The following is a 26525-nucleotide window of genomic DNA, read 5'->3' as shown; positions in this document are numbered from 1 at the left end:
AAAGGGTGCGTCCCGGATCGTTATGCACCTATGCGGCCTTGCGGGCGCGGATGCGTCGCGGGCGGCTGGGGGGGTTGACGCCGCTGCCGCCAAGGGGTTTTGGGCTCTCGGCGTTGCCCGGTCGGAGGGCGAGGCTGCGGAGCATCTCCCGCGTGCTCGCCTCGCTGCGCAGGCAGGGCGTTGTTGCGGTTGCGGTCGATCACCGGATTTCGATCCTCGACCATGCGCGGCTCGCAGCGATCGGCCAGACTTTCGTGTGATGAGCCTCGCTTGATCTGGATCAAGGCGCACGACCGGCGATCCCGCTAATCCTCGGATCACATCCTGAGGAGGGTAAAATGGACATCAAGGATATCATGACTGTTGCGCCCACCACCGTGGGTCCGGAGACCACGATCGCCGATGCGGGGCGCGTCATGCTCGACCGGCATTTATCGGCCCTGCCGGTGATCGACCGCGACGGGCGGTTGCTCGGCATCGTGACCGATGGCGATCTGCTGCGCCGCCCGGAACTGGACACCGCGCCGGAAATCGGCTGGTGGCGCGGCTTTCTGACCCCTGAAACCTCGGCCCGCGCTTTCGTTCGCACCAGGGGGCGGCATGTCGGCGAGATTATGACCGAATCGGTCGTCACGGTCGCCGAGACGACCCGTCTGGTCGATGCGGTCGCCGTGATGGAGGAGCGCCGGATCAAACAACTGCCCGTGGTCAATGATGGCCTGCTGGTCGGCCTGCTTTCGCGGCGCGACATTCTCACCGCCCTGCTCGATCGGCTGATCGTTGCCAATGACGGCGCGATGACGGACGAGGCGATCGCGACCATGATCCGCACCGCCATCGCGCGGTCGAACTGGGCCCCCAGGGGCACTGTGACGGTGAGGGTCGTGGCCGGGGTCGCATCGCTCGGCGGCACCGTGTTCAGCGAGGCCGAACGCAATGCTCTGCGGGTGCTGGCGGAGAATACCGCCGGGGTCAAAAGCGTCCATGACGATCTCGCGCTGATCGACCCGATCGCCGGCGTTGCCTATGGGCTCGGCTGAAAGCCTGAAAGCACCATGGCGCGTGACATAGACCGGCGGCTGATCGCGGCAGGTCATGGGGCGCGGCGCGGGTTGAGTGCCGCCATCGCGCTCGGCTTTACCGCCGGGATCGCGGTCATCGTTCAGGCGTTTTTGCTGGCGCGCATTGTCTCGGCGATCGTTTTCCATGACGCTGGCCTCGTGGCGGAGCGGCGTGATCTGCTCCTGCTGCTCGTTCTGTTCGTCATACGCGCGGCGTTGAGCTATGGTGCGGAGATTGCCGCCTACCGCGCTGCCGCTGTCGTTAAACTGTCCCTCCGCCGGAGTTTGCTCGATCATCTGTTCGCGCTCGGACCCGGTTATGCCGGGGGTGAGCGCAGCGCCGATCTCGCGGCCACCCTGCTCGATGGTGTCGAGGCACTCGAACCCTATCTTGCGCGCTATTTGCCGCAGATGGCGCTCGTCGCGATGGTACCGCTCGCGATCCTGGCAGTGGTGCTGCGATCTGACTGGATCAGTGCGCTGATCCTTGTGGTCAGCGGCCCGATCATTCCGCTGTTCATGGTCTTCATCGGCTACCGGGCCGAAGCGATCAACCAGCGGCAATGGAGGCAACTCCTGGTGATGAGCGCATATTTTCTCGATGCGGTGCAGGGCATCACCACGCTCAAACTTTTCGGTCGGGCGCGCGACGAAATCGCTCTGATCGGGCGGATCTCCGATGAGTACCGCCGCGTCACCATGGCAGGGCTTCGCGTCGCCTTTCTCACCTCGGCAGCGCTGGAGTTCTTTGCGTCGCTCTCGATCGCGCTGATCGCGGTGCTGTTCGGCGCACGGCTGATCCATGGCGACATCACCTTCTTTCCGGCATTCTTCGTATTGCTGCTGGTGCCTGAGTTCTTCCTGCCGCTGCGCGGTCTCGCCACACATTACCACGCGAGGATGACCGCGATTGCCGCCGCCCGCCGCATCTTCGACGTACTCGACGCCACTCCCTCGGTGCGCTGGGGGACGGAAACGCTCTCCGCCGGTGCCATCTCGATCGCCTGCACGGGCCTCACGGTCGAATATACCCCCGGTGTCCCGGTGTTGCGCGATATCACATGCGCGTTTCCCCCGGGCTCCCTCACGGCCATCGTCGGGCGATCGGGTGTCGGCAAATCAAGCCTCGCCACGGCCTTGCTTGGTTTTGCAGCCCCCGCCGCGGGCTGTATCACGATCAATGGCGATATCGCGCTCGATACGCTGGATCGGGAGTCGTGGTGGCGTCATCTCGCCTATGTACCGCAGACACCGCGGCTGTTCGTCGGCAGCATTGCCGACAATTTGCGCCTTGCGCGGCCCGATGCCGATGCTGCGGCGATGCACGCCGCCCTCGCACGCGCCAGGCTCACCGATGTTGTTGCTGCCCTGCCCCACGGACTCGACACCATGATCGGCGATGCCGGCGAAGGCCTCTCGGGCGGCCAGATCCAGCGCCTCGCGCTGGCCCGCGCCTTTCTCAAGGACGCGCCCTTGCTGGTGCTCGATGAGGCGACAGCCCATCTCGATCTCGAAACCGAAGCCGAGCTGACCGAGGCGATCGCCGCGCTCGCGCGCGGTCGCACCACGATCATTATCGCGCACCGGCTCGCCACCGTCCGCCGCGCTGACCGAATTCTGGTGCTCGAAGACGGTCGCATCGTCGAATCCGGCACCCATGCCGAGCTGCTGGCGCGAGCAGGCGTCTATGCGGCGCTGATCGGGCCCGGAGGGCCTGGCGCCGCGCGATCCGTACCGGAACCGGGGGCTGCATGCGCAACCTGATCCGGCTGATGCGTCTCTACGCGCCCTACCGGCGCTGGATGGCCGGCGGCATCGCCCTCGGCCTGATCACCGTGCTCGCGAATTTCGGTCTGCTCGCTCTGTCAGGCTGGTTCCTCACTACCGCCGGAATCGTCGGCCTCGCGGGTTTTGCGGCACAGAACGCCTTCAATTTCTTCACCCCTGCCGCAGGCGTTCGCTTCTTCGCCACCGTGCGCGTGGTCGCGCGCTATACGGGCCGTCTGGTCGATCACGAAACCACCTTCCGCCTGCTCGCGAGCCTGCGTACCGATCTCTATGCGCGGCTCGAACCCCTGGCACCGCTCGGGCTCGCCGGTGATCGCGGGGGCGATCTGCTTGGCCGGCTGGTCGCTGATGTCGACCGTCTCGGGGATGTTTTTCTCCGCGTCATCTCGCCCTTCGCGGTCGCCGCGTCGGGCGCACTTGTGATGGCGTTGGTGTTGTCCGCGTTTGCACCTCTGGCCGGACTGGTGTTGCTGGCCGGGCTGGTTCTGGCCGGCGTGGGTCTGCCGCTCGCCAGTATGCGGCTCGGCCGCAGACCCGGCAGCGATGCCGTGACCCTGCAGACCGCGATGCGCGCCGACCTGATTGATGGTGTCCAGGGCATGTCCGAACTGCTCACCTACAACGCCGCCCCGGCGATGCAGGCGCGGTTCGATCGCGCCAGCACTGCACTGACGGCGCGCCAGGGTCGCCTTGCCGCCATCGCCGGCTTCGGGGTCGCCGGCAATCTGCTGATCGCCAATCTGACCATGGCGGCGATATTGGTGATCGGCGGTGCTCTGGTCTCCCATCATCGCCTGCCCGGCTCCGATCTCGCGCTGCTCACCCTTGGCGCCATGGCCACCTTCGAGGCGGTAGCGCCGCTGGCGACCGCGTTTCGACTGCTGGGCGGCATACAGGACTCGGCCCGGCGCGTGTTCGAGATCATCGATCGCCCGGTGCCGATCCATGATCCTGTGGCCAGCCCGACCCGGCCGGATCACCTCGGTCTCCGGTTCGCCGGCGTGCGTCTGCGCTATCCCGTGCCGGAAAAGACCACCGATCAGAACTGCCAGCTCTGGGCGCTTGACGGGCTCGATCTTGTGATCGAACCGGGCGAACATGTCACGATACTCGGTCGCAGCGGCGCGGGCAAAACCTCGCTGGTCAATCTGCTGCTGCGCTTCGCCGACTATCAGGAGGGCTCGGCAACGCTCGGCGGCGTCGAGTTGCGCGCGATCCGCGGCGATGATCTGCGCTCGCTGATCACCCTGGTTACGCAGCGCACCCGGATGTTCGCCGGCTCGGTGCGCGACAACCTGCTGAAGGCCGACCCTGATGCCGACGACACGGCACTCTGGCACGCACTTGCAATCGCCCGGCTTGATGATTTCGTGCGGGCCCATCCCGATGGGCTCGATGCACTGGTCGGCGAAGGCGGTGTCAAAATCTCCGGCGGTGAGGCCCGTCGCCTGTCGATCGCCCGTGCCGTCCTGCGCGACACGCCGTTCCTGATCCTCGACGAACCCACCGAAGGTCTCGATCCGCTGACCGAGGCCGCCCTTCGCGCCGCCATTATCCCGCTCTGCGTCGGCCGCACCACCATCACCATCACCCATCGGCTCGAAGGGATCGCCCCGACCGACCGCGTGGTCGTGCTCGATCGTGGCCGCGTTGTCGAGGATGGCCCGTTTTCCGTGCTCGAAGGAGCGGGCGGCACTGTCACGCGGTTGAGGCACCTGCAGGATCAATGCGTGCAAATCTGATGGGGGCGGGCCGGGTTTGCGCTCTTGATCCAGATCAAGGAGCCGCGTTGGTGCCTCTGATAGAGACGGAGGTGCATTCATCGAATGCACGGTTGGGGTTCGCCCCTTGTTGCTGCTTCACTCAGGGATCCGGCTCATGATCAATCCGACAATCGTCGATCTGTCACGCCTGCAGTTCGCCCTCACGGCCCTGTATCACTTCCAGTTCGTGCCTCTTACATTGGGGCTAAGCTTCCTGCTCGCGGCGATGGAGACGGTCTACGTCATCACCGGCAAAAAAATCTATAAGGACATGACGCTGTTCTGGGGCAAATTGTTCGGTATCAATTTCGCCATCGGCGTCGCCACGGGCCTCACCATGGAGTTCGAATTCGGCACCAACTGGTCGATGTACTCGCATTTCGTGGGCGATGTGTTTGGCACTCCACTCGCCATCGAAGGGCTGATGGCGTTCTTCATGGAGTCCACTTTCGTCGGTTTGATGTTTTTCGGCTGGGACCGGTTGAGCAAACCGGCTCATCTGGCGGTGACATACATCGTCGCTCTCGGGTCTAATCTTTCGGCACTCTGGATCCTGATCGCCAACGGTTTCATGCAGGATCCGGCCGGAGCGAAGTTCGATCCGACCACCATGCGCATGCAGTTCAGGAGTTTCGGCGCGCTGGTCTTCAGCCCGGATGCCCAGGCTAAATTCGTCCACACCTCGATCGCCGGCTACGTCGCGGGCGCAATGTTCGTGATGGGCATCAGCGCCTACTATCTGTTGCGCAAGCAACACCGTGAATTCGCCCTGCGCAGCTTTCGTATCGCAGCCCTGTTCGGCCTGATCTCGACTCTTGCGGTCGTGACGCTCGGGGATGCGCTGGGGCGGATGGATTATCTGGTGCAGCCGACCAAGCTCGCCGCGATGGAGGGTCTCTGGCACAGCGCCAAGGGCCCTGCGGCGCCATGGAAACTCATTGCCATACCCAATGACGCGAAACAGAAAGATGCTTTCTCGATCGGGATTCCCTACGTGCTGACCCCGCTCGTCGCACACGGCTGGAATGTCACGATCCCTGGCGTCTACGCTCTGGAACGGGATGCCAGGGCCAGGACGATCAGTGGCATCAAAGCCATCATCGCCCTGAAAACCTACGGCACCACCCACGACCCCGCTGCACTTGCCGCGTTCGATCGGCACGAGGCGGATATGGGGTATGGGTTCCTCGCTCAGCGCTATGCACCGCATCAGGATCTGTCCGCGATTACCCCGAAGGAAATGCCCGGGGTGCTGGCAAAGACCGCGCGCGAAACCATCCCCAACGTGTTCGTCGAGTTCTGGTCGTTCCGCATCATGGTCGGACTCGGGCTCGCCTTCATCGTGGTCTTCGCTTTCGGTGCCTATTACAGCCTGAGGAACCGGCTCGATCAGCATCCGCTGGTTCTGAAAGCTGCGATGCTTGCAATCCCGCTGCCGATCCTGGCGTGCGAGTTCGGATGGGTCACCGCCGAGAACGGCAGGCAACCCTGGACCGTCTACGGCTGGCTGCCGACGTTCCAATCCGCTTCGTCGCACGGACTTGGCTACATGATCTTCTCACTGGTCGGCTTCATGCTGCTCTACAGCCTGTTTATCGCGGCCGAATTGTATCTGATGTTCAAATTCGCCCGCCTTGGCCCGGGGGTTCACGCAATACCGGTCCCGCCGGCGTCTGTTGCGGCCCGGCCGCTCTACGGCCAGCCCGGTTACGCCGACAAATCGTGGAAATAAGGACAGTCTGATATGGAACTCTACATCGCGCTCAAGGTGATCTGGGCAGGTCTGCTGGGTGTCCTGCTCTGCGGCCTCGCTATCATGGTGGGGATGGACATGGGGGTCGGCACCCTGCTGCGGTTCGTCGGCCGGACCGACGCTGAGCGGCGCACTGCACTTGCGATGATCGGGCCGCATTGGGATGGTAACCAGGTGTGGTTCATTCTCGGCGGCGGTGCGATTTTCGCGGCGTTTCCGACGCTCTATGCCACGTCGTTCTCGACCTTCTATGTCGTTATGATCCTGCTGCTGTTCGCCATGATCCTGCGGCCGGTCGCGTTCGAATACCGCTCCAAGGTTGCCGCCAGACACTGGCGCGCCGGGTGGGACTGGGCGTTTCTGGTGTCGGGCGCCGTGCCGATGATCGTATTCGGTGCCGCGTTTGGCAATATACTACAAGGTGTCGGCTTTCATTTCAGCTGGGATGGGCAGTACTATCAGGATGAAAGTTTTATCTGGTATCTCCTCAATCCTTTCGCGCTGCTCTGCGGGGTGATGTCGATCTCGCTCGCGGTCTATCAGGGTGGCGCGATGCTGATGATCCGCGGCAGCGGCGACATCGCGGCACGAGCCCGGCGTTTTGCCATGGCGGGGGGCGTGCTGGCCGCCGCGTTATTCGTGATCGGCGGCGTATGGATCACGGTGATCAAGGGTTTCGCATTCACCCAGAAGGTCAATCCAGGCATGCCGGCCACCCCGCTCGGGGGACCGGCAGTCGTCATGCGCGCAGGCGCGTGGCTCGATAATTTCCATAGTGTGCCGATCCTCTGGCTGTTTCCCCTGATCGGCTTGTGCGGCATGCTTGGCGGAGCGCTGGCACTGCGTGCCGGGAAGCCGATTCTGGGGTGGTGGCTGGGCGCACTGGCCTGGATCGGCACGATCGCCACCGTGGGCTGCGCCATGTTCCCGTTCCTGATGCCTTCATCGTCAATGCCGTCCGAGAGCCTGACGGTCTGGAACGCCTCGGGCAGCGCCTATAACCTCGGCTGGATGCTCGGCTTCACATTGGTGTTCGTGCCGATCATCGTGACCTACACTGGCTGGGCGTTCCGGGTCATGAGGGGCAAGGTGAATCCAGAAGCGATTGCCGCCGACGACCATTTCTATTGAAAGCCCGTGAAATCATGAAAAACCTCGTCAAAATCGCCGCCCTCGCCGCCGTACTTGTCCTTGCATTGGCGCTGGCGGTCGTCGCCGGCGATTATGGTCCCTGGTATTTCGCCTGGATGGTCGGCACCGTGATGATCGTGCTGATTGCGGTCAGCGGTGCGGTGCTGTTCGAAACGCAGGCCATTGCCGCCTCTACCCACCCTCAACAATAGGAAAACCGTATCATGCTCGGTGGTCTCGAAGGCCTCATCATCTTCATCCCGTTCGCCTATCTCGGCCTTTACGTTATCGCATGGCGCTACACGAAAAAACGTTTTCCGTGACAGGCGAAAACCATCGCCCGGCAATTTCCCTGACTGGAATGATGGGTGCCAATTCGTTTGATGCCCACCACGACGATATCCAATCCGTCGCCAGTCTCGCTGCCGATCCGGTCACCGCCGCCTTGCCATTGCGCCTGACGGTCGCCGGTTACATAGCCGAACCCCCGATCCACCGATGAGGAGCACCCCATGACCGCGATGATCGCCGAACCTCGCGAATTTCACATGAGCATCCGTGTGGCCGACCTTGGCGCCAGCACGCTGTTCTATGAAGCCTTGTTCGGTGTCCCGCCCCGGGACATGACCTCGCGCTACACCACCTTCATCGTACCACATCTCGCACTCAATTTCGTTCTGCTGGTCAACGATAAGGGCGAGACGTTGGATACCTATTCCCTCTACCATCTCGGCCTCGGCGTCGCTGACCGCGATGCGGTACTCACTTCCTATCACCGGGCCGTCGCCGCCGGTGCGACCATAGTCAAACCGCCACGCACCACCTGGCGCGGCCTCCCCCTGCATGAACTCTGGCTCCGCGACCCGACGGGTTACAGTGTCGAGATCTACGCCCGGCTGACACCGGCGGAACTGACCGCAATGCCGGATGACCAAACGCCGACCTATCTGGTACCCGGCACCGAACCGGTTGCGGCATGATCGACACCGCCGACTCAGTCTCCGACGCCTTGATCGGCGCGGGCGGTTGAACAGCGTCAGGCCGGGGCTCGCTTCCATTCAGTGCCCATCGGCCGTTCGGACGATACCAACCCGGCCGATGACCTCATTGATCGAAATCAAAGACGTACCGCGATGATGGCTCTACGAAACTTTCGGTGATGTCCCTGTTCCGGAGCCTTTCATGTCCCTCAACGATGTCGTCCTCTGCGCCCCGATGCGAACCCCGATCGGCACGTTCAACGGGTCGCTGAAAGATATTGCCGCCCCCACCCTGGGAGCTGCAGCGATCACTGCGGTGCTCAATCGGGCCGGCCTCGCCCCGAACCTGATCGGCACCGTGGTTATGGGCAACGTCATCCAGGCCGGCGTCAAGATGAACCCGGCCAGACAGGCCGCGATCGAGGCGGGACTGCCGGTGAACATTCCGGCAATGACGGTGAACCGCGTCTGCGGGTCGGGCGCGCAGGCGATCGTCTCGGCGGCACAGGATGTCGCGATGGGTCTCGTCGATTGCGCGATCGCCGGCGGTATGGAGAACATGGATCGCGCGCCTTATTTACTGCCCAACGGCCGTTGGGGCATGCGCATGGGCGACGGCGCGGTGTTCGACGCGATGCTGCGCGACGGGTTGAACGATGCCTTCTCTGGCCAGCACTCCGGCTGGCACACCGAGGATCTGGTCGAACTCGACCATATCAGCCGCGCCGACCAGGACGCGTGGGCGCTCCGCTCTCAACAACGCTTTTCCGCGGCGAAAGCGGCCGGGCACTTCAAGGACGAGATTGTCCCCGTCGAAATCGCCGGCAAGCGTGGCCCGGTCGCCTTTGATGCCGATGAACACAACCGTCCGGACACGACGTTTGAAAGCCTGGAGAAACTGCGCCCGGCGTTCCGCAAGGACGGCACGATCACCGCCGGCAACGCGCCGGGGTTGAATTCCGCCGGTGCGGCAATGATCGTCGCCACCAGCGCCTTTGCCAATGCCCACGGGTTGGCGCCGATGGCGCGGCTGGTCGCGTGGGGCATCGGCGCGGTCGAGCCGGGCATGTTCGGCCTCGGCCCGGTGCCGGCCGTCCGGCAGGCGCTCGCCCGCGCGGACTGGACAACGAGCGACATTGAGCGGATCGAGATCAACGAAGCCTTCGCCGCCATCGCCCTCGCGGTTACCCGCCGTCTCGGCCTCGACGAGGCGATCGTGAACGTCGAGGGCGGCGCCATCGCCCATGGCCATCCGATCGGCGCGTCCGGGGCCGTTCTCACCACCCGCCTGCTGTATTCGATGCAGCGCGACCATCTCACCCGGGGCGTGGTGACCCTGTGCATCGGCGGAGGTCAAGGCATCGCGCTGGCGTTGGAACGGATCGGCTGAGTCCGGTCATGGTCTCCGGAAAGCGGCTGATCGGTGTCGCCGTTGTAGGTTTACTCGTCGCTGGTGGCGTGGTCCTGTACCTGCGCACTCGCCCGATCGCCACTGCCAATACCCTCACGCTGTATGGCAATGTCGATATCCGCGAGGTCGATGCCGCGTTCAACGATAATGGCCGGATCGGCAAGCTTCTGGTCCAGGAGGGCGATGTGGTGCATCGCGGCGAGTTGATCGCCCTGATGGACGATCGCCGCTTCGCCGCCTCGCTCGCCGCCGCCCGCGCCCAGGCCACCAACCTCCAGCAGGTTCTGGCCGCCCTGATCGCCGGCTCCCGCCCGGAAACCATCGTTCAGGCCAAGGCGCAAATGGACGCGTTGGCATTCGTTGCCCATAACGATCAGGTGAATTACCAGCGCTACCGCGCCCTGGTGACCGGCAACGCGGCCACCCGCCAGCAGCGCGACGATGCGCTGGCCGCCTATCAGAACGCCGAACAGACCTATCAGGCGGCGAAGCAGACCTATGTGCTGGCGGTGAAAGGACCACGCAAGGAAGACATTGCGGCCAGCGAAGCCGCCTATCGCGCCGCCGTCGCCAACGCTCAACTGGCCGAACGGGAGTTCAAGGATACCAGGCTCTACGCACCGGCGGATGGCGTGATCGAGGATCGGATCCTGGAACAGGGCGATATGGCCTTCCCTGCGACGCCGGTTTACACGATCGCCCTGATCAACCCGATCTGGGTACGCGCCTATGTGCCGGAGAGCGATCTCGGCAAGATCAAACTCGGGATGGCCGCCGACATCACCACCGATTCCTACAAGGGCCGGATCTATCGCGGCTGGATCGGGTATCTGTCACCCACCGCCGAATTCACCCCCAAGAACGTCGAAGCTCCCGATTTGCGGGCACAGCTCGTGTATCAACTCCGGGTCTATGCCTGCGCCCCCCGAAACGAATTGCGGCTCGGCATGCCAGCGACCGTGACGATCGATCTCGCCCAACATCCAAGCCCAGCCGATCAGCGCGGCCCTGGAGTCTGCGGCCATGACGGCGGCCACTGAACCCGCCACGACATCTCCCATACCCCCCGCGCCAACCGCTCCGGCTCTGGCTCTGGAGATCGTCGGAATCACCCGGCGTTTCCACGTCGGCAAACGCCACGTCGTGGCTCTCGATGGCGTGAGCGCGACCACAACGCCCGGCCTGGTCACCGGCTTGATCGGTCCGGATGGTGCAGGCAAGACCACGCTGATGCGGTTGATCGCCGGGCTGCTGCGCGCCGATTCCGGATCAATCTCGGTGTTCGGCATCGATGTCCACACCGACCCGCTCTCCGTGCAGGGCATGATTTCCTATATGCCCCAGCGCTTCGGCCTCTATGATGATCTCACCGTCGCCGAAAACCTCGAGCTCTACGCCGATCTCCAGGGGGTCGTCCCCACCGCTCGGGCGGCGCGCTACGCTGAATTGATGCAGATGACCAGCCTCGCCAGCTTCACCACGAGGCTAGCCGGCAAGCTCTCCGGCGGCATGAAACAGAAACTCGGCCTCGCCTGCACCCTGATCCGCCCACCCCGCCTGCTGCTGCTCGATGAACCGACCGTCGGGGTCGATCCGGTATCGCGCCGGGAACTGTGGTCGATCGTCGACCATCTGGTTCGCAGCGCCAACATGACCGTTCTGCTCTCCACCGCCTATCTCGACGAAGCGGAACGCTGCGACGATGTGCTGCTTCTGCACGAGGGCAACCTGATCGGCGCCGGTCGGCCCGGCGATTTCACCCGCGCAATGACGGGGCGCAGTTTTCACGTCCGCTCGCCCCACCTGCCGAAGCGTCGGCTGCAGGCGACCCTGGCCGCGCTGCCCAACGTAACCGATGCGGTGATCGAGGGCGAGACGGTGCGACTGGTCATGGATGCAGGCAAGACACCGGATTTTAGCGGCCAGCCGACGTTGGAGGACGTTACTCTCACCAGCGTGCCACCGCGCTTCGAGGATCGCTTCATCGATCTTCTCCGCTCCAGGGCCGGTGGCGTGCCCCCGCGCCGGTCAGCCGAAGCCACTCCGGCAACGCCCACAGCCGCCAGCAAAACCGCCCCGGTGATCGAGGTCGATCATCTGGTCAAGCGGTTCGGGCCCTTTCGCGCGGTGGACGACATCAGCTTCGCGGTACAGCGTGGCGAGATTTTCGGCCTGCTCGGGGCGAACGGTGCAGGCAAGTCGACCACCTTCCGTATGCTGTGCGGCCTGTTGCCGGCGAGTGCCGGGCGCTTGCAGGTCGATGGCTTCGATTTGCGTACCGCAGCCCCCACCGCGCGTGGCCGGTTGGGCTACATGGCTCAGAAATTTTCGCTCTATGGCGATCTTTCGGTGATGCAGAACCTCGATTTCTTCAGCGCCGCGTATGGTCTCAGGGGCGCCCGGCGCCGCGCCCGAACCTCCTGGGCGCTCGATGAGTTTGAACTCCGCCCGCTCCGCGATGCCACCAGCCGCGACCTGCCGCTCGGCTTCAAGCAGCGTATGGCGCTCGCCTGCGCGTTGATGCACGAACCCGATATCCTGTTCCTCGACGAGCCGACCTCCGGCGTTGACCCCCTCGCGCGGCGAGAGTTCTGGCAACGCATCAACCTCCTGGCCGACACCGGGGTGACGGTTCTGGTCACCACCCATTTCATGGACGAGGCGGAATATTGCGACCGTCTGGTCATCATGGCGCAGGGTAAAATCCTTGCTCAGGGCACCTCCGAACAATTAAAGCAATCCTGCCGCGACTCTGCCCATCCCGATCCAACGATGGAGGACGCCTTCATCGCCCTGATCCAGGCGGACCAGACGAAATCCCACGCCGAGGCGCGGGCCGTATGAGTGGCTCACTGATGCGGCTGCGCGGCCTGATCCGCAAGGAAACCCTGCAGATCCTGCGCGATCCCTCGTCGATCGCGATCGCCTTCGTACTGCCGGCGGTGCTGCTGCTGCTGTTCGGATATGGCGTCTCGCTCGATGCCCGGCACGTTGCTTTCGGCATCGTGGTCGATCAGCCGAGCGCAGCAGCCGCCAGTCTGACCGCCCAGTTCCGACAGTCGCCGTATTTCGCCCCGCGCGACTTCAGCAGCGCCGCGGCAGCGCAAGCGGCGCTGGCCAACGAATCGATCGACGGTTACATGTGGCTGCGCAGCAATTTCGCCCGCCAACTCGATGCCGGACGCGAGCCGACCATCGGTGTCTTCGTTGACGGCATCAACGCCAACAATGCCCGGATCATTGAAAATTACGTCCAGCAGAGCTGGTTCGTGTGGATCGCGGCCCAAGCCATTCCCGGCACGGCGGCCACCCCGATCGCGATGCAGCCTCGCATCTGGTTCAACCCGGCGGTCAGCAGCCGCGACTATCTGGTCCCGGGACTGATCGCCGTAATCATGACGTTGACCGGCGCCCTGCTGACTGCGCTGGTGATCGCTCGCGAGTGGGAACGCGGCACGATGGAAGCGCTGATGGTCACCAGGGTCAGTATGAATGAAATCCTGATTTCTAAAGTGGTCCCTTACTTCATTCTCGGCATGGGCGGCATGGTGGTTGCCGTGCTGATCGCGGTCTTCCTGTTCGACGTGCCGCTGCATGGCTCGATCCTGGTCCTGACACTGGCGGCCGCGCTGTTCATGCTCGCCTCGCTCGGCATGGGGCTGCTGATTTCCACGGTGGCGAAAAACCAGTTCGTGGCCGGGCAGATCGCCATCATCACCACCTTCCTGCCGGCCTTCATTCTATCCGGCTTCATTTTCGACATTGCGAGCATGCCGGTGGCAATCCAATGGGTCACGCATATCGTGGCTGCGCGATATTTCGTGTCGATCCTGCAAACCCTGTTCCTCGCCGGCACGGTCTGGTCGGTGCTGGTGCCCAATCTGTTCGCTCTGCTGATGATGGCAGTGGTATTTCTCGGTGCCGCCCGCCTCGCCGCGCGCAAGCGTCTGGACTGAGCCATGTTTGGACGCGTGCTGGCCCTCGTGATCAAGGAATTCCTCGCGATCCTGCGCGACGGTAAAAGCCGCATGGTGCTGGTCGGGCCGCCGCTGATCCAGTTACTGGTGTTCGGCTACGCCGCGAGTTTCGACCTCAGCCATGTGCCCTTTGCGGTCTATGATCAGGACCGCTCGATCGCGTCGCGCAATCTGGTCGCCGATTTCGCCGGATCGCGCGCATTCGAGCAGGTCGCCACCCTGCACAGCCCGCGCCAGATCCAGTCGTTGATCGACTCTCGCACGGTTGAGATGGTACTCGATATCGATCCCCGGTTCTCGCGCGACCTGCTGACCAATCAGCCGGCACCGGTGCAGGTCATCGTGGATGGCCGCAACTCCAACACCGCCTTGTTGATCCTGGGCTATGCCAACACCATCATCGCCGATGCCAGCGCGACCTGGGCCGCCGATCACGGGGGCGCCACCCCGCCCACGCAACTCGATCCGCACGCCTTGTTCAACCCCAATCTCGACTCTCACTGGTTCATCATCCCCGGCATCGTTGCCCTGTTGACTCAAGTGATCACATTGCTGGTGGTCGGATTATCCATCGCCCGCGAGCGCGAGGCCGGCACCTTCGACCAGATCCTTGTGACCCCGATGCGCCCGCTCGACATTCTGCTTGGTAAAAGCATCCCCGGCATGGTCATCGGGATGCTTGAAGCGACTGTCAGCATCATCGCTGCCGTTTATTGGTTCGATGTGCCGCTGCGCGGCGGGTTGCTCGATCTCTACACCGGCCTGCTGCTGTTTACCGCGGCCGTGACGGGCATCGGCTTGATGATTTCCTCAATTTCAGCAACCCAGCAGCAGGCGCTGCTCGGCGCGTTCCTGTTCATGGTCCCCTCGATCATCCTCTCGGGGTTCGCAACCCCGATCGCCAACATGCCAGCGCTGGTGCAGGACCTCACCTGGATCAACCCGATGCGCTTCGCCCTGGTCGTGATCCGCCGCTGCTTTCTCGAACAACCCAGCTTCGCCTCGCTGATCACCCAGTACGCCGCCATGGCCGTTCTGGCCGCCATCAGCCTTACCGTAGCCGCCGTGCTGTTCCAAAAACGATCAGTGTCGTAGCGACGACGAATCTTGATCGAGCCGTACCATATCAGCGCGGCGTTCATGGATCAGCTGAAAGGTGGTATCATCGGTCGACAATCCAGGTTGGCGTTGGAACTGGGCCGCGCGGATTTCGGCAGTATCGGTGCGGGACAGGCCCCCCAAACCAGGTGCTGTGGGCATCCGGCTACTGCCGCACCCCGGCGTGTTGCTTTTCTGGTAGCCCACATGCAGCCTTTCCGATCTGATGCTGGGCATGATCACGCCCATGTCCCCGGCATCGTTCGTGCGCCTCAGCATGGCGGTGATGGTGCCATCCAACCGCATCAGGTTCGAATCCCGTGAAGTCACACGATTCCAAGCCAAGTGAAGATCGGGATTTTTATGGTGTCGAGCAGGAGGGTGAACAACGTTGCCGTGAGGAGGGTTGCAAGCACAAGAAGGGGGCTGATGGCGATCATGGCAAAGCCTGCGATCGCCATGATCGCCGCGATGGCGATGGCCGCGACAGAGGATGCAGCGACCCATAGGCTAGGGCGCGACTGCCAGAAGTGGCGGCGTTCGCGGATCGCATAGATCGAGGTCTGACTGGCGAACACCAGGGCGAGGAACGCCAGGGTGCGGATGGCACCGAGGCGGAGCCCGAGCCCAAAAATGCCGACGGCGACAACGCCGGTGCAGAAGCCCAGCAGACCCAGCCCCATCAGGATGCCGGCAATGGTCAGGTTGCCGATGCGCCACACGTTGGGGATCGGTGAGGTATAGACATTGTCGGTGGTCAGCGACATCGAGAGAAAATCGCCAGTGATCAGATAGATCACGATTAGTAACGGGGTCAGGATCGCGTGGCCGGTCATCAGCAGACCGAGGGCGAGGAACAGCACAGTCGCCAGTTTGCGGATGATGGTGTTCAATGTGTAGGTTTGGATGCGCTGGAAGGTGACGCGGCCTTCCTTGACCGCAGCGACGATGCCGGCGAGGCCGGGCGTGGTCAACACCATGCCGGCCGCAGATTTTGCAACGTCCGTCGCGGTCGATACCGCGATACCCATTTGCGCCTGGCGCAGGGCGGGGGCGTCGTTCGCGCCATCGCCGCACATGCCCACAGTGTGATGTGCCTGCTGGAAGGCTTTGACCAGCTTGTACTTGTCTTCAGGCAGCACGCCGGCAAACACGGAGAAGCTTTCCGGGCGGACATCCGCCGGGATGGCACCGGCCGGGCAAACCGGACCGTCGAGTCCGACGGCGCGGGCGACAATGGCCGCTGTGGTCGGGGAGTCGCCCGTGACCATCACGGTGCGGACGCCGAGGGTTTTCAACTGCGCGATCAGAGCGGCGGAATCGTCACGCGGCGGGTCGCTGAGGGCAATCAACCCGACAAGGCGCAACGCCTGTGCCGGACCGAAGGCCACCGCGAGCACCCGGAACCCTTTGGCCTGAAGCGCCTCCGCTGTGGTGGCCGCCTCCGGCATTGGCAGGGTCAGCGCACTCACCGCGGCGAAGGCGCCTTTGACGATACGCCAAGGCGTGTTGTCGGATCCGGTGACATCCGCCGCGGACATTTTATTTGCCGGATCGAAGGGGATGAATTTGACCAGAGCCGGGGCATCGGGGACCGAGGCATGCTGCGCCGCGTCCCGGATCGCTCCATCGACGGGGTCCTGCCCGCCATCGGAACTGGCGAGGGCGGCGAGGGTTATGACATGCGCCTCATCAAAATCGGGCATGGGGGCGATTGTGGTGACCTTCAGTTCGTTGCGTGTGAGCGTGCCGGTTTTATCGGCGCAGAGGACCGTCATGGTCGCGGCTTCATCGACCGCGGAGAGGCGGGTCGGCAGGACGTTCTGCCGCCCGAGGGCACGGGCACCGATGGCGGCGGCGAGGGTGAAGGTGGCGGGGAGGGCGACTGGGACCGAAGCAAGAATCGCGGTGAGCACGAGGGGGGTGATTTCGCGGCCGCCCATGCCGATGCGGATTGCGTAGGCCACCAGGAACAGGGTGACCAAGCCGTTGAAGCCGGCAAGATTGCGTACCACCCGGAGCACCGCCTTTTGCTGGGCGCTGACGACATGGGCGATACGGACCAATTCAGCGGTGCGGCCGAATTTGGTCTTGACGCCGGTTGCCGTGACCAGGGCAACCGCCTCGCCGCGACGCACCAGAGCGCCGGCGTAGGTCTGCAGACCAGGGACGGCCTCGATCGGCACCGATTCGCCGGTGAGCATGGACTGGTCCAGCAGCACCTCGCCATCGATCAGGGTGACATCGGCGGCGACCACACTGCCAAGTGAGAGTTTCACGACGTCGCCCGGCACCAATTCGCGCGCGGGGCGGATGACCCAGGCGCCGTCTCGCTTGACCGATGCACTTAGCGCAAGGCGGGATTTCAGCGCGTCCAGCGTTGCTTGGGCGCGACCTTCCTGCAACAGGCCGAGGGTGGCGTTGAACAGGAGAAGGGCGGCGACGACAGCGGCTTCGATGTCATCGCCGAGAACGATCTGCAGCACGATCGCTGCTTCCAGCATCACCGGCACCGGTGCCCAGAATTTGCCGAGCAGCCGGGGAAGGAACCCGACCGTGGTGTCCGGCGTGGCGTTGGGGCCGTACTGGGCGAAGCGGGCGGCGGCCTGCGCGCTGGACAGGCCGTTTGTGTGGCGAGCGTGATCAGCGGCGGTGGCCGGTGGTGAGGCGTCGTTCAAAATGCCACCCAGACGCCGCTGAATACCGTATCATTCGCGCCGGCGCTGCGGTTCGCGCCGTCGTAATTGTTCGGACCGCCGTTGAATGTCGGGTAGATGGTGTCCTCGACGAAGAATTTCGCGTTCAGCCAGGGAAGCCAGGCCGGACCGCCTTTGTTGAACAGATAATAGTCGAGTTCGGTGGTCCAGCTCCTGGAATCCGGTTTGCCGTCGAGATTGCCGGAAATCGGGCCGGGCGGATAAAGATTGTCGTCGGGGTTACCATCGATTTCATTGTAGGATTCGGTGATGCCGTAGGTCTGGTGGATCAGTTCCGAGGCCGTCACGGTCAGGTCATTGAGGTGGTCGTTGCGATTTGATGTCAGGCCTTGGGCGTAGCTGGCATTCCAATCCTGCGATTCGTGGATCAAGCTGGCCTGGAGCGAAAATGCCTGTTGCGGTTCGATCCACTGGAACTGGGTGTCGACTTCCAGATCGGTGATGTGATTGGTCGCGCCGCTGACCACACCCTCGGGATAGGGATTATCGATCAGGCCATAGCCGCCGAGTTCGAAGGAATAACTGTTCCAGGTGCGCTGGAAGGCGAGGCGAGCGTAGGGGATCACGCCATCATCCTGGGTCGCGGGGCCGACACCCAGCGCGTAGCTCATTTGATTGGGCAGCGATTTATAGAGGTCCGCCTCGGCATAGACCATGTCTTCGGGGGTGACGTTCAGCGCGGCATAGGCGCCGAAGCCATAGACTTCCTGTGCCAGTTGATAGACCTGGGGTGAAGCGACCGGGCTGGGGGCGAGGTAGGAATGGATGAACGGATAACCCCAGTCCGGGGTCGAATTCCACAGATCGGTCACGGTCGGCGCGTTGTTGAAGGTGAAGCCGTAGAACAGAGGTTTGTTGAACAATGTTCCGGGTTCTGCCAGCCTGATGTCGGTATTGTCCCAGTGCCATGATTTGGCGACGTTGTCGTACGTCACCTGGATGAAGGCGCCGAGGCCGAGTTTGGCATCAATTGCACCGCCGTAATACACGCTCGATTGCTGGGCAGCGGCCCAGGCATCGTTTGATTTGTAGCCCGGCTTGAGGCCTCCGGCGATTTTGTCGTGCAGCTGGGTATATCCGGTCTGGGACATGATCGCGATATTTTTCCAGCTCGGGAACATGCCGCCGGCGATGTAGCCTTCGAGTTTGAAATCACGACCATAGGGGGTGAGTTGTGGAAAGCCGATGTGACAGGCGGAACAGGGTTCGCCCGTCTGCGCGGCAAACGCTGGAATCGCGTGGGCGATGCAGGGAAACAAGATGGGCGGTATAGCGACCAGACTGATGAACAGCCTACGCATCGTTGCATTTGTCATCGATAGTCTCCACTAAAAATCTTCTATATCCCGCTCAGGTCAGAAGTTCGAATTTTGTTGGGTTTATGATCCGGGAATTTTCCGTGATCGCATCGTACCGGTCGTTCCCGTTTTCGGGCCCATCGCGGCATGGGAACTCCAGCATTGCAAGGCGGAAATCCTTGAAGCTGGCATGGCGTTTATGTGCGCGGCCTGCCTGTGTACGAGCCCCCGCAATCTTCAACTGGCCTGAGATGGGGGCAGTATGGCTGGAGAAATGACATCTGATCCGGCGATCTGACCGCGCCTGCCACAGTTTGATGAATCTCGCCTGATGGTATCGGACGTTTTCGAGAGGGACGCGGATCAAGCGTTGGCCGGGAGGCGCCGCCATGATCGCCATCGACAACGCGATCGGGCTGGCTTGCGGCTTTCGGGCTGGCTCGCGGTGCCTGATGTTTCCGACGGGCTGATGAGTGGGCAAATGCTCGGATCCCGGGTGATTGGTTCGCGACGTGTTCCGCAAAACAGCGATCCGCGCACCGTAACCGGATCGGTGCATCCGTGCGTTGATCTGGATCAACCCGGATCCCGTTTGTCCCCCCCGATCTTCGGGATCCACGCCGGGCAGAAACTGCCAAATTTTTGATCCTCGACATCGTTCATTTGACCTGGATCAACGACAAACGAACGTGTGCGGAGCACATACGCTGAACTAACAGGCATTCCAACGATAGTCAGGATATTGCTGTGGCCGCGCGATTCGTATCACGAAACCTAATGGATCATCGGCCCGATCATCCCTGGCGATTGCGGCCAGTACATCACGGCGTGAACGATGCCGAGCAGGAGATTTTGTCATGAACATCGATATCAACCGCGCCGACCCCGCAGCTGGCCAGCTGATGCCGCCTGCGCACCGGGTTGTTACCCCCTCACCGTTACCCCGCGAGCGGGTTTCGACGACCGATGCGATCGACCGCGCGCTGCACGCCGCGGAGGCGAAATTCACCGCCGGGCTGTCTCCGGCCGGATTGGCACTCGCAATGCGGGACTGGGCGGTTCACCTGGCAAATCAGCCGATGCGGCGGATGGATCTGGCGCGTCAGGCGATGGAAGATTGGGCCGCGATCGGACGGATCACGCTGGGACTCACCGAAGCGCAAACCGAACCGACCGACGGTGACCGACGCTTCGCCCATCCGCGCTGGCAGGACATGCCCTACCGGATCTACAAGGAACAGTTCCTGCGCGCCGAACGCTGGTGGCGCGATGCGACCACCGGCATCGCCGGGGTCGATCCAGCACATGAGCGCATGGTGAGTTTCATGGCACGCCAGGCGCTTGATGCGTTGGCGCCGACCAATATTCCAGCCATGAACCCCGAAGTCGCGGAGGCGGCTCGCACCAGCCATGGTCAGTCGATCCGCGACGGGTTGAAGAACATGCTGCAGGACACAGCGGTCGCTTTGCGCCGCCAAATCGATCTGCCGCTGACACCGGGGCGCGACGTGGCGGTGACACCGGGCACCGTGGTCTATCGCAATCGCCTGATCGAATTGATCCAGTATGCGCCGACGACCGCGACCGTGCGGCCGGAGCCGTTGCTGATCGTGCCAGCCTGGATCATGAAATACTATATTCTCGATCTGTCGCCGCATAATTCGCTGGTCCGCTACCTGACCAGCCAGGGCTACACCGTGTTCATGATCTCCTGGCACAACCCGACCGAGGCGGATCGTGACATCGGGCTCGACGAGTATCGCGCCGATGGCGTGATGGCGGCACTCGATGCGGTCAGCGCGATCACCGGGGCCACAAAAATCCACGCCGCCGGTTATTGCCTCGGCGGCACGCTGCTCTCGATTGCCGCCGCAGCGATGGCGCGCGATGGTGACAACCGTCTTGCCTCCCTCGCGCTGTTCGCCGCGCAGACGGATTTCACCGAAGCGGGTGAATTGCAGCTGTTCATCAGCGAGGCGCAGCTTGCGTTTCTTGAAGATATCATGTGGCGGCAGGGTTATCTGGACACCACCCAGATGGCCGGCGCGTTCCAGATGCTGCGCTCGAACGATCTGATCTGGTCGCGGATGATCCGGCGCTATTTCATCGGCGAACAGGAACATCCGAATGATCTGATGTCGTGGAACGAGGATGCCACCCGGATGCCTTACCGGATGCATGCGGAATATCTGCGCCATCTGTTCCTGCACAACGACCTGGCCGAAGGGCGGTTGCAGGCGGGTGGCCAGCCAGTCGCGATTGGCGACATCCAGATCCCCTTCTTCGTGGTTGGCACCGAACGCGACCACATCGCGCCCTGGCATTCAGTGTACAAGCTGCATTTGCTCAATCGTGGTCCGCTCACCTTCGTGCTGACCTCTGGCGGCCATAACGCCGGCATCGTGAGCGAACCGGGCCACAGGGATCGTCATTTCGCAATGCAGTTCCGCGCCCCGGGCGAGCGTTATCTATCTCCGGAAGACTGGCGGTGGGCAGCGCCGATCCAGGAGGGGTCCTGGTGGCCGGCATTGCGGAGTTTTCTCGACAGGCTTTCGGGTGAGCCCGTGGCACCCCCACCGCTGGGTCGCGAAGCGGCGGGCTATCCGCCGCTCGGTGCGGCACCCGGCATCTACATCCACGAACGCTAAGAAATCGGATATGGATGCTTTCAACCGCCTCCCGCTTACCGGCGGGACGATCGAGAACCGCGTGTTCGACGAGATCGCGATCGGCGACACCGCCTCGGTCAGCCGGACGCTGACGCTCGATGATATCGCGTTGTTCGCTTATATCTCCGGCGACATCAATCCCGCCCATCTCGACGCCGATTATGCCCGCACCGACATGTTTCATCACATTGTCGTTCATGGCATGTGGACGGCAGGACTGATCTCGGCGGTGCTGGGGACGAAACTGCCTGGTCCCGGGACAATCTATCTCGATCAAACGCTCCAGTTCCGTGCACCGGTCGCACCCGGCGACAGGATTACCGCAAGCGTCACCGTGACGGAGCGGACTGCGGAAAAACACCGGCTCAGCCTCGAATGTCTCGCCGTCAATCAGAATAATGTTACCGTGCTGCGTGGCACCGCGATCGTACAAGCACCGACCGAGAAGATCAGCCGTCCGGCAATGGCGCTGCCGGAGGTGCGGCTGACCCGGCATGAGCGGTTCAATACGCTGCTCGCCGAAGCGAAGTCGCGCGGGCCCTACACCACCGCCATCGCGCATCCGTGCGACGAACTCACGCTGCGCGCCGCCCTCACTGCCGCCGCCACCGGATTGATCATTCCCATCCTGGTCGGGCCGATCGCGAAGATCGAGGCCGCTGCCACTGCCGCCGGGCTGGACCTGACCGGCCTGAGGATCGAGGATGTGCCGCACAGCCACGCCGCAGCCGCCCGCGCGGTGCAGCTGGTGCGCGACGGGACGGCGAAACTGCTGATGAAAGGCGCCCTGCACACCGATGAACTGATGCACGAGGTGATGATGACGGACGGAGGCCTGCGCACCGGGCGGCGTTTGTCGCATGTGTATGTGATGGATGTGCCCAGCTATCCCCGCCCGCTGCTCGTGACAGATGCCGCAATCAACATCGCTCCTGACCTTGCGACCAAGGCCGATATTGCGCGGAACGCGATCGACCTTGCCCATGCGCTCGGCATCGAGAGCCCGAAACTCGCCGTGCTCGCGGCGGTGGAGACCGTCAATCCCGCGATGCCCTCGACGCTCGATGCCGCTTCCCTGTGCAAAATGGGCCAACGCGGCCAAATCACCGGTGGCATCATCGATGGACCGCTCGCGTTCGATAATGCGGTCAGCCCGATGGCGACGGCGGAGAAACACATCGTCTCTCCGGTTGCCGGTCAGGCCGATATTCTGCTGGTGCCAGATATCGAGGCAGGTAACATGGTGGCCAAGCAACTCACCTTCCTCGCCGGTGCCGATGCGGCGGGCGTTGTGGTAGGGGCGCGGGTCCCGATCATTCTGACCAGCCGTGCCGACAATGTGGCGACCCGGCTTGCTTCCTGTGCCGTCGCGTTACTGATGGCGGCGCATCAGGCGCGCTGATCATGTGCGAATTGCTGGGTATTTCCACACGTATTCCCACCCGTGTCGCCCTGTCCATGTCGGCGCTTGCCGCACATGGCGATCCCGCCCGGCATTTGGGCGATGGTTGGGGGGGTGCCTTACATGATGGTGCCGACGCGTTCGATCGTGCCCCATTGCGTGGTGTAGAATTGGCTACCTCATCGCGCTCTCCGGCTGGGTTGGCCGGGTTGATCAGGCTGCCGTCGCGGCGGGCAGCTTGATGATGGGTTGATCGCACAAACCTGCGATGGTTTCAGCGCCCATGGATAGCGACTGACAGGTCACATCAAGCTGTATGTCAATTTCGCACCATGAAGCAACTGACCGGCTGAGCTGTATGCCCGAAGAATTACAGGGCTGTAATTCTGTCAGCCCATTGCCTCTGCTAGTACCGGGATCGACTTTGCCGCTGGCGTTTCTGCTAGTTCATCGTGATGACTCAGCGGCAACAACGCGTTGGTTTCAGGATAATATGCACCTACCGAACCACGCGGGATGTTATATTTTATGGCTGTAAGGTTCTCGACCACGCGTAAGGTTGCGTCAGTCGAGATTGTGCGTAACCGAATCTTGTCACCCGGCATGATTCCGCGCTCCATCATGTCCGCTTCATTCATCAGGACTACCATGCGAGTACCGGTGATGCCACGATACCGATCGTTATTGCTGTAGATGGTCGTGTTGTATTGATCGTGACTTCGCAGCGTGGCGAGGCGAAGAACTTTGGGTTCATTGTTACGGGACTTTTCCTCCGCAACGCCCTTGAACACCAGAAAATTGGCACGTCCGGATTTGGTGTGCCATATTCGTTCACTCGCTGGATTGCGCAGTCGGAACCCGCCGGGTTGACGCACCCGGCGATTGAAATCGTGAAACAAATCGGGATAGACCGCCTCGATATCGTCGCGGATCCGGTCGTAATCCGCAACGTAGCCGTCCCAGTTGATATGGGTGTAACGGTCAGGGAAAATTGCTTTGGCCATGCCGCATACGATCGCGACCTCGGACATCAGATCCGGACTGACCGGTTCGAGCAGGCCGCCAGAGGCGTGCACAAAACTCATACTGTCCTCGACCGTGACCGATTGCAGCACGCCGTCTTGCTCGTCGAGTTCGCTGCGGGCACGGCAAGGCAGAATGAGCGCCTCCTTGCCGTGGACCAGATGGCCGCGATTGAGCTTGGTATTAACCCCGACCGTCAGAGCGACGCTGCGCATCGCCGCGGCGGCCACCGGCGTATCGGGCACGGCGGCGACGAAATTGCCGCCCATCGCCAGGAACACCCGCACCTCGCCGCGGATCATCGCCTCGATGCTGGTGACCACGCCATGCCCGTGCGCGCGGGGTGGCTCGAACTTGAACACCTTGGCCAACTGATCGAGATAGGCTTCGGTCGGTTTTTCATCGATGCCGACTGTGCGGTCGCCCTGCACGTTGGAATGGCCGCGCACCGGTGAAATACCGGTACCGGGCCGACCGATATTGCCCCGCAACAGCAGCAGATTGACGCATTGCTGGATGTTTTCCGAGCCGTGGCGATGCTGGGTGATGCCCATGCCATACATCAGGATGACCGATTTGGCCTCGCAATAGATGTCCGCAACCTGTTGAAGCGTCGCGCGATCGAGGCCGGAGGTTTCGATGATATCAGCCCAGTCGGTCGCGTCGAGATCCGCGACAAAATCCTCGAACCCGTGGGTGTGGGCTGCGATGAAATCATGATCGAGCACACCGCTCCGCCCTTCGGCCTTGGCCGCGCGCTCGGCCTCGATCACAAGTTTCATCACGCCCTTCAGCGCTGCGGCATCGCCGCCGACCTTCACCTGGCAATAGAGATGCGCGATTTTCACGCCCTTGGACAGCATGTCCTGTGTGCTCTTGGGGTCGGCGAATTGTTCGAGCGCCCGCTCGCGCAGCGGGTTGAACACCACGATCCGCGCGCCGCGCTTGGCGGCATCGCGTAGCGTGCCCATCGCGCGTGGCGAATTGGTGCCGGGGTTCTGACCGATGTTCAAGATCATGTCGGCGTGTTCGAAATCCTCCAGCACCGAGGTGCCCTTGCCGATGCCGATCGAGAGCGGCAGGCCCCGACTGGTCGGCTCGTGGCACATGTTGGAGCAATCGGGGAAATTATTGGTGCCGACGAGGCGGCCGAGCAGCGCGAACAGAAACGCTGCCTCGTTCGAGGTGCGGCCGGAGACATAGAACTCGGCCTGATCCGGATGATCCATCGCGTGAATATGGCGCGCGATGGTCGCAAAAGCTTCGTTCCATGCGATGGGGACGTATTTATCAGTGGCAGCATCGTAACGCATTGGCTCGGTCAGCCGACCTTGTTCCTCAAGCCAAAGATCGGTCTCAGCCAGCAATTCGGTCACGGTATGGCGCTCGAAGAAGGCACGCGTTACCCGTTTGTCTGTTACTTCCCAAGCGATTGCCTTGGCACCGTTTTCGCAGAATTCGAAGGACGAAGTATGTTTCGGATCTGGCCAGGCGCAACCCGGACAATCGAACCCCTCAGGTTGGTTCGCGGCCAACAGCGCCTTGCTGCCGCGCGCCACAACGCTTTGCCGGCGTAAGGCTTTTGCGGTTGCAGCCAACGCGCCCCAGCCTCCAGCCGGAGCGTCATACGGGGCGAAAAACTCGTCTTGCTCTGCCATCAGTCGAGATCCTAACCTTATATCATTGGATATCGAAGATTTCCCCTCATGGCGCAAGCTCCTCCAGGCTTTCTGAGGCCATAGGAGGTATACCCCGGTCAGGTCACAGGGCGCTTTCTGCCGCGAGATCCGCGATGCCGGAGATCAGGAATTTCTCGGATGTTTCAGCCCATGCCGCAACGAAACCAAGATCCCGAAGCCGATGGCCGCTCCGTAGCCGGACAAGCCGGCCATTGGCGATATCATCCCGAACGATGGCTGGCGGTATTGCGGCGATCCCGATCCCATCGAGCGCTCAAGCAGACCGGCTACCTCCGCATCGTGTATAGCGGATCGCTTGCATATTCCAACACGCTGGGCATGGTCGGCGTGAAGGACCGGGCGTGGATACGATCGGCGGCGGCAATGGTCGTCGCGGTCGCTGGAGTATTGCTGATCGCGCTCGGCATCTTCACCCATCTGCTTGAGGTGCTGACCATCGAAGGACTGTTCATCATGGCCTGGGGAGCCAGTGTGATTTCATATTACTGGCTGACTGGCAGGCCGGGCGCGCAAACCCCGGAAATCGATCCCGCTCGGTTACGCGGCTTCGAGCCTATTGGGATGATCACTCTGGTGATCAGTCTCGTTGTGTCGATCCCGCTCGAATTACATGTTCTTGGATCGGATCTGTCTGTGCTCGCGCCTTTCATCAACATCATGCTGGCACTCGGCCTGCCGGCGATCCTTTACCGCTGGGTACCTGCCTGCCGGATTTCAAACGTGCAAACAATCGGCGCGGCTTCGTAATCCACCG

General features: G+C 62.5%; 22 protein-coding genes. 17 read left to right on the top strand and 5 right to left on the bottom strand.

Annotated features, from left to right (window positions below; all coding sequences use genetic code 11):
• The first annotated feature begins 338 nt into the window (after nucleotides 1–338).
• The 13 genes from SIL87_RS17490 to SIL87_RS17430 all read left to right on the top strand — a co-directional run bounded on the left by SIL87_RS17490 (nucleotide 339) and on the right by SIL87_RS17430 (nucleotide 14959).
• Complete coding sequence (locus SIL87_RS17490) at nucleotides 339–1040, top strand: CBS domain-containing protein (RefSeq protein WP_319615429.1); 702 nt, start codon at nucleotides 339–341, stop codon at nucleotides 1038–1040.
• 15 nt (nucleotides 1041–1055) lie between these two features.
• Nucleotides 1056–2825 carry a thiol reductant ABC exporter subunit CydD gene (gene cydD, locus SIL87_RS17485; RefSeq protein WP_319615428.1) on the top strand — a complete coding sequence of 590 codons (1770 nt, stop codon included), beginning with the start codon at nucleotides 1056–1058 and terminating at the stop codon, nucleotides 2823–2825.
• Nucleotides 2813–4591 (top strand): thiol reductant ABC exporter subunit CydC, encoded by a 1779-nt coding sequence (cydC, locus tag SIL87_RS17480; protein ID WP_319615427.1) that lies wholly within the window; start codon nucleotides 2813–2815, stop codon nucleotides 4589–4591. Before cydD ends, cydC begins: the two co-directional genes overlap by 13 nt.
• 136 nt (nucleotides 4592–4727) lie before the next feature.
• On the top strand, nucleotides 4728–6344 hold the full coding sequence (locus SIL87_RS17475) for a cytochrome ubiquinol oxidase subunit I (protein WP_319615426.1): 1617 nt from the start codon (nucleotides 4728–4730) through the stop codon (nucleotides 6342–6344).
• A gap of 12 nt (nucleotides 6345–6356) precedes the next feature.
• A complete protein-coding gene (cydB, locus tag SIL87_RS17470; RefSeq protein WP_319615425.1) occupies nucleotides 6357–7496 on the top strand; it encodes a cytochrome d ubiquinol oxidase subunit II in 1140 nt (379 codons plus the stop codon).
• Nucleotides 7497–7510: 14 nt separating this feature from the next.
• A complete protein-coding gene (locus SIL87_RS17465) occupies nucleotides 7511–7708 on the top strand; it encodes a hypothetical protein (protein ID WP_319615424.1) in 198 nt (65 codons plus the stop codon).
• A gap of 80 nt (nucleotides 7709–7788) precedes the next feature.
• Nucleotides 7789–7998, top strand: a complete 210-nt coding sequence (locus SIL87_RS17460) for a hypothetical protein (RefSeq protein ID WP_319615423.1) — start codon at nucleotides 7789–7791, stop codon at nucleotides 7996–7998.
• A 10-nt stretch (nucleotides 7999–8008) separates the two neighbouring features.
• Nucleotides 8009–8476, top strand: coding sequence for a VOC family protein (locus SIL87_RS17455; RefSeq protein WP_319615422.1), 468 nt, complete (start codon nucleotides 8009–8011; stop codon nucleotides 8474–8476).
• Nucleotides 8477–8678: 202 nt separating this feature from the next.
• Nucleotides 8679–9866: a thiolase family protein gene (locus SIL87_RS17450; RefSeq protein WP_319615421.1), complete on the top strand. Its 1188-nt coding sequence runs from the start codon at nucleotides 8679–8681 to the stop codon at nucleotides 9864–9866.
• A gap of 8 nt (nucleotides 9867–9874) precedes the next feature.
• Complete coding sequence (locus tag SIL87_RS17445; RefSeq protein ID WP_319615419.1) at nucleotides 9875–10927, top strand: efflux RND transporter periplasmic adaptor subunit; 1053 nt, start codon at nucleotides 9875–9877, stop codon at nucleotides 10925–10927.
• The gene (locus SIL87_RS17440; protein ID WP_319615418.1) at nucleotides 10911–12731 is read left to right on the top strand and encodes an ATP-binding cassette domain-containing protein; all 1821 of its coding nucleotides are present in this window, start codon (nucleotides 10911–10913) and stop codon (nucleotides 12729–12731) included. Before SIL87_RS17445 ends, SIL87_RS17440 begins: the two co-directional genes overlap by 17 nt.
• Entirely contained in the window at nucleotides 12728–13843 is a 1116-nt protein-coding gene (locus SIL87_RS17435) for an ABC transporter permease (RefSeq protein WP_319615417.1), read from the top strand. The genes SIL87_RS17440 and SIL87_RS17435 overlap by 4 nt, the downstream gene beginning before the upstream one ends.
• 3 nt (nucleotides 13844–13846) lie before the next feature.
• Complete coding sequence (locus SIL87_RS17430; protein ID WP_319615416.1) at nucleotides 13847–14959, top strand: ABC transporter permease; 1113 nt, start codon at nucleotides 13847–13849, stop codon at nucleotides 14957–14959.
• Here the strand turns inward: SIL87_RS17430 and SIL87_RS20180 are convergent.
• From SIL87_RS20180 to SIL87_RS17410, 4 genes are read right to left on the bottom strand one after another with little or no spacing between them, the layout of a single operon-like run.
• Nucleotides 14948–15268 (bottom strand): hypothetical protein, encoded by a 321-nt coding sequence (locus SIL87_RS20180; protein WP_405055243.1) that lies wholly within the window; start codon nucleotides 15266–15268, stop codon nucleotides 14948–14950. The two genes, SIL87_RS17430 and SIL87_RS20180, sit on opposite strands and share 12 nt — an antisense overlap.
• A 20-nt stretch (nucleotides 15269–15288) precedes the next feature.
• On the bottom strand, nucleotides 15289–17640 hold the full coding sequence (locus tag SIL87_RS17420) for an HAD-IC family P-type ATPase (RefSeq protein WP_319615415.1): 2352 nt from the start codon (nucleotides 17638–17640) through the stop codon (nucleotides 15289–15291).
• Nucleotides 17637–18995 (bottom strand): hypothetical protein, encoded by a 1359-nt coding sequence (locus tag SIL87_RS17415; RefSeq protein ID WP_319615414.1) that lies wholly within the window; start codon nucleotides 18993–18995, stop codon nucleotides 17637–17639. The genes SIL87_RS17420 and SIL87_RS17415 overlap by 4 nt, the downstream gene beginning before the upstream one ends.
• A gap of 34 nt (nucleotides 18996–19029) precedes the next feature.
• Nucleotides 19030–19557: a hypothetical protein gene (locus SIL87_RS17410; protein ID WP_319615413.1), complete on the bottom strand. Its 528-nt coding sequence runs from the start codon at nucleotides 19555–19557 to the stop codon at nucleotides 19030–19032.
• A gap of 277 nt (nucleotides 19558–19834) precedes the next feature.
• Between SIL87_RS17410 and SIL87_RS17405 the strand changes: the two genes are divergently transcribed.
• Genes SIL87_RS17405 through SIL87_RS20175 form a run of 3 tightly spaced genes read left to right on the top strand, consistent with a single transcriptional unit; the run spans nucleotide 19835 to nucleotide 23290 of the window.
• Entirely contained in the window at nucleotides 19835–21625 is a 1791-nt protein-coding gene (locus tag SIL87_RS17405; protein ID WP_319615412.1) for a PHA/PHB synthase family protein, read from the top strand.
• Between the two features lie 10 nt (nucleotides 21626–21635).
• A complete protein-coding gene (locus SIL87_RS17400) occupies nucleotides 21636–23048 on the top strand; it encodes a bifunctional enoyl-CoA hydratase/phosphate acetyltransferase (protein ID WP_319615411.1) in 1413 nt (470 codons plus the stop codon).
• A gap of 2 nt (nucleotides 23049–23050) precedes the next feature.
• Nucleotides 23051–23290 carry a class II glutamine amidotransferase gene (locus SIL87_RS20175; RefSeq protein WP_405055242.1) on the top strand — a complete coding sequence of 80 codons (240 nt, stop codon included), beginning with the start codon at nucleotides 23051–23053 and terminating at the stop codon, nucleotides 23288–23290.
• Nucleotides 23291–23437: 147 nt separating this feature from the next.
• Here the strand turns inward: SIL87_RS20175 and SIL87_RS17395 are convergent, their stop codons facing one another.
• Nucleotides 23438–25729: an FdhF/YdeP family oxidoreductase gene (locus SIL87_RS17395; RefSeq protein ID WP_319615410.1), complete on the bottom strand. Its 2292-nt coding sequence runs from the start codon at nucleotides 25727–25729 to the stop codon at nucleotides 23438–23440.
• Between the two features lie 159 nt (nucleotides 25730–25888).
• Between SIL87_RS17395 and SIL87_RS17390 the strand changes: the two genes are divergently transcribed.
• Nucleotides 25889–26518: a hypothetical protein gene (locus tag SIL87_RS17390; RefSeq protein ID WP_319615409.1), complete on the top strand. Its 630-nt coding sequence runs from the start codon at nucleotides 25889–25891 to the stop codon at nucleotides 26516–26518.
• Nucleotides 26519–26525: the final 7 nt, after the last annotated feature.

The sequence above is a fragment of the Acidiphilium acidophilum genome (assembly GCF_033842475.1).
Taxonomy (GTDB): domain Bacteria; phylum Pseudomonadota; class Alphaproteobacteria; order Acetobacterales; family Acetobacteraceae; genus Acidiphilium; species Acidiphilium acidophilum.
Note: the sequence above shows the minus strand (reverse complement) of the source record. Positions and strands in the feature narration are given on the sequence as shown.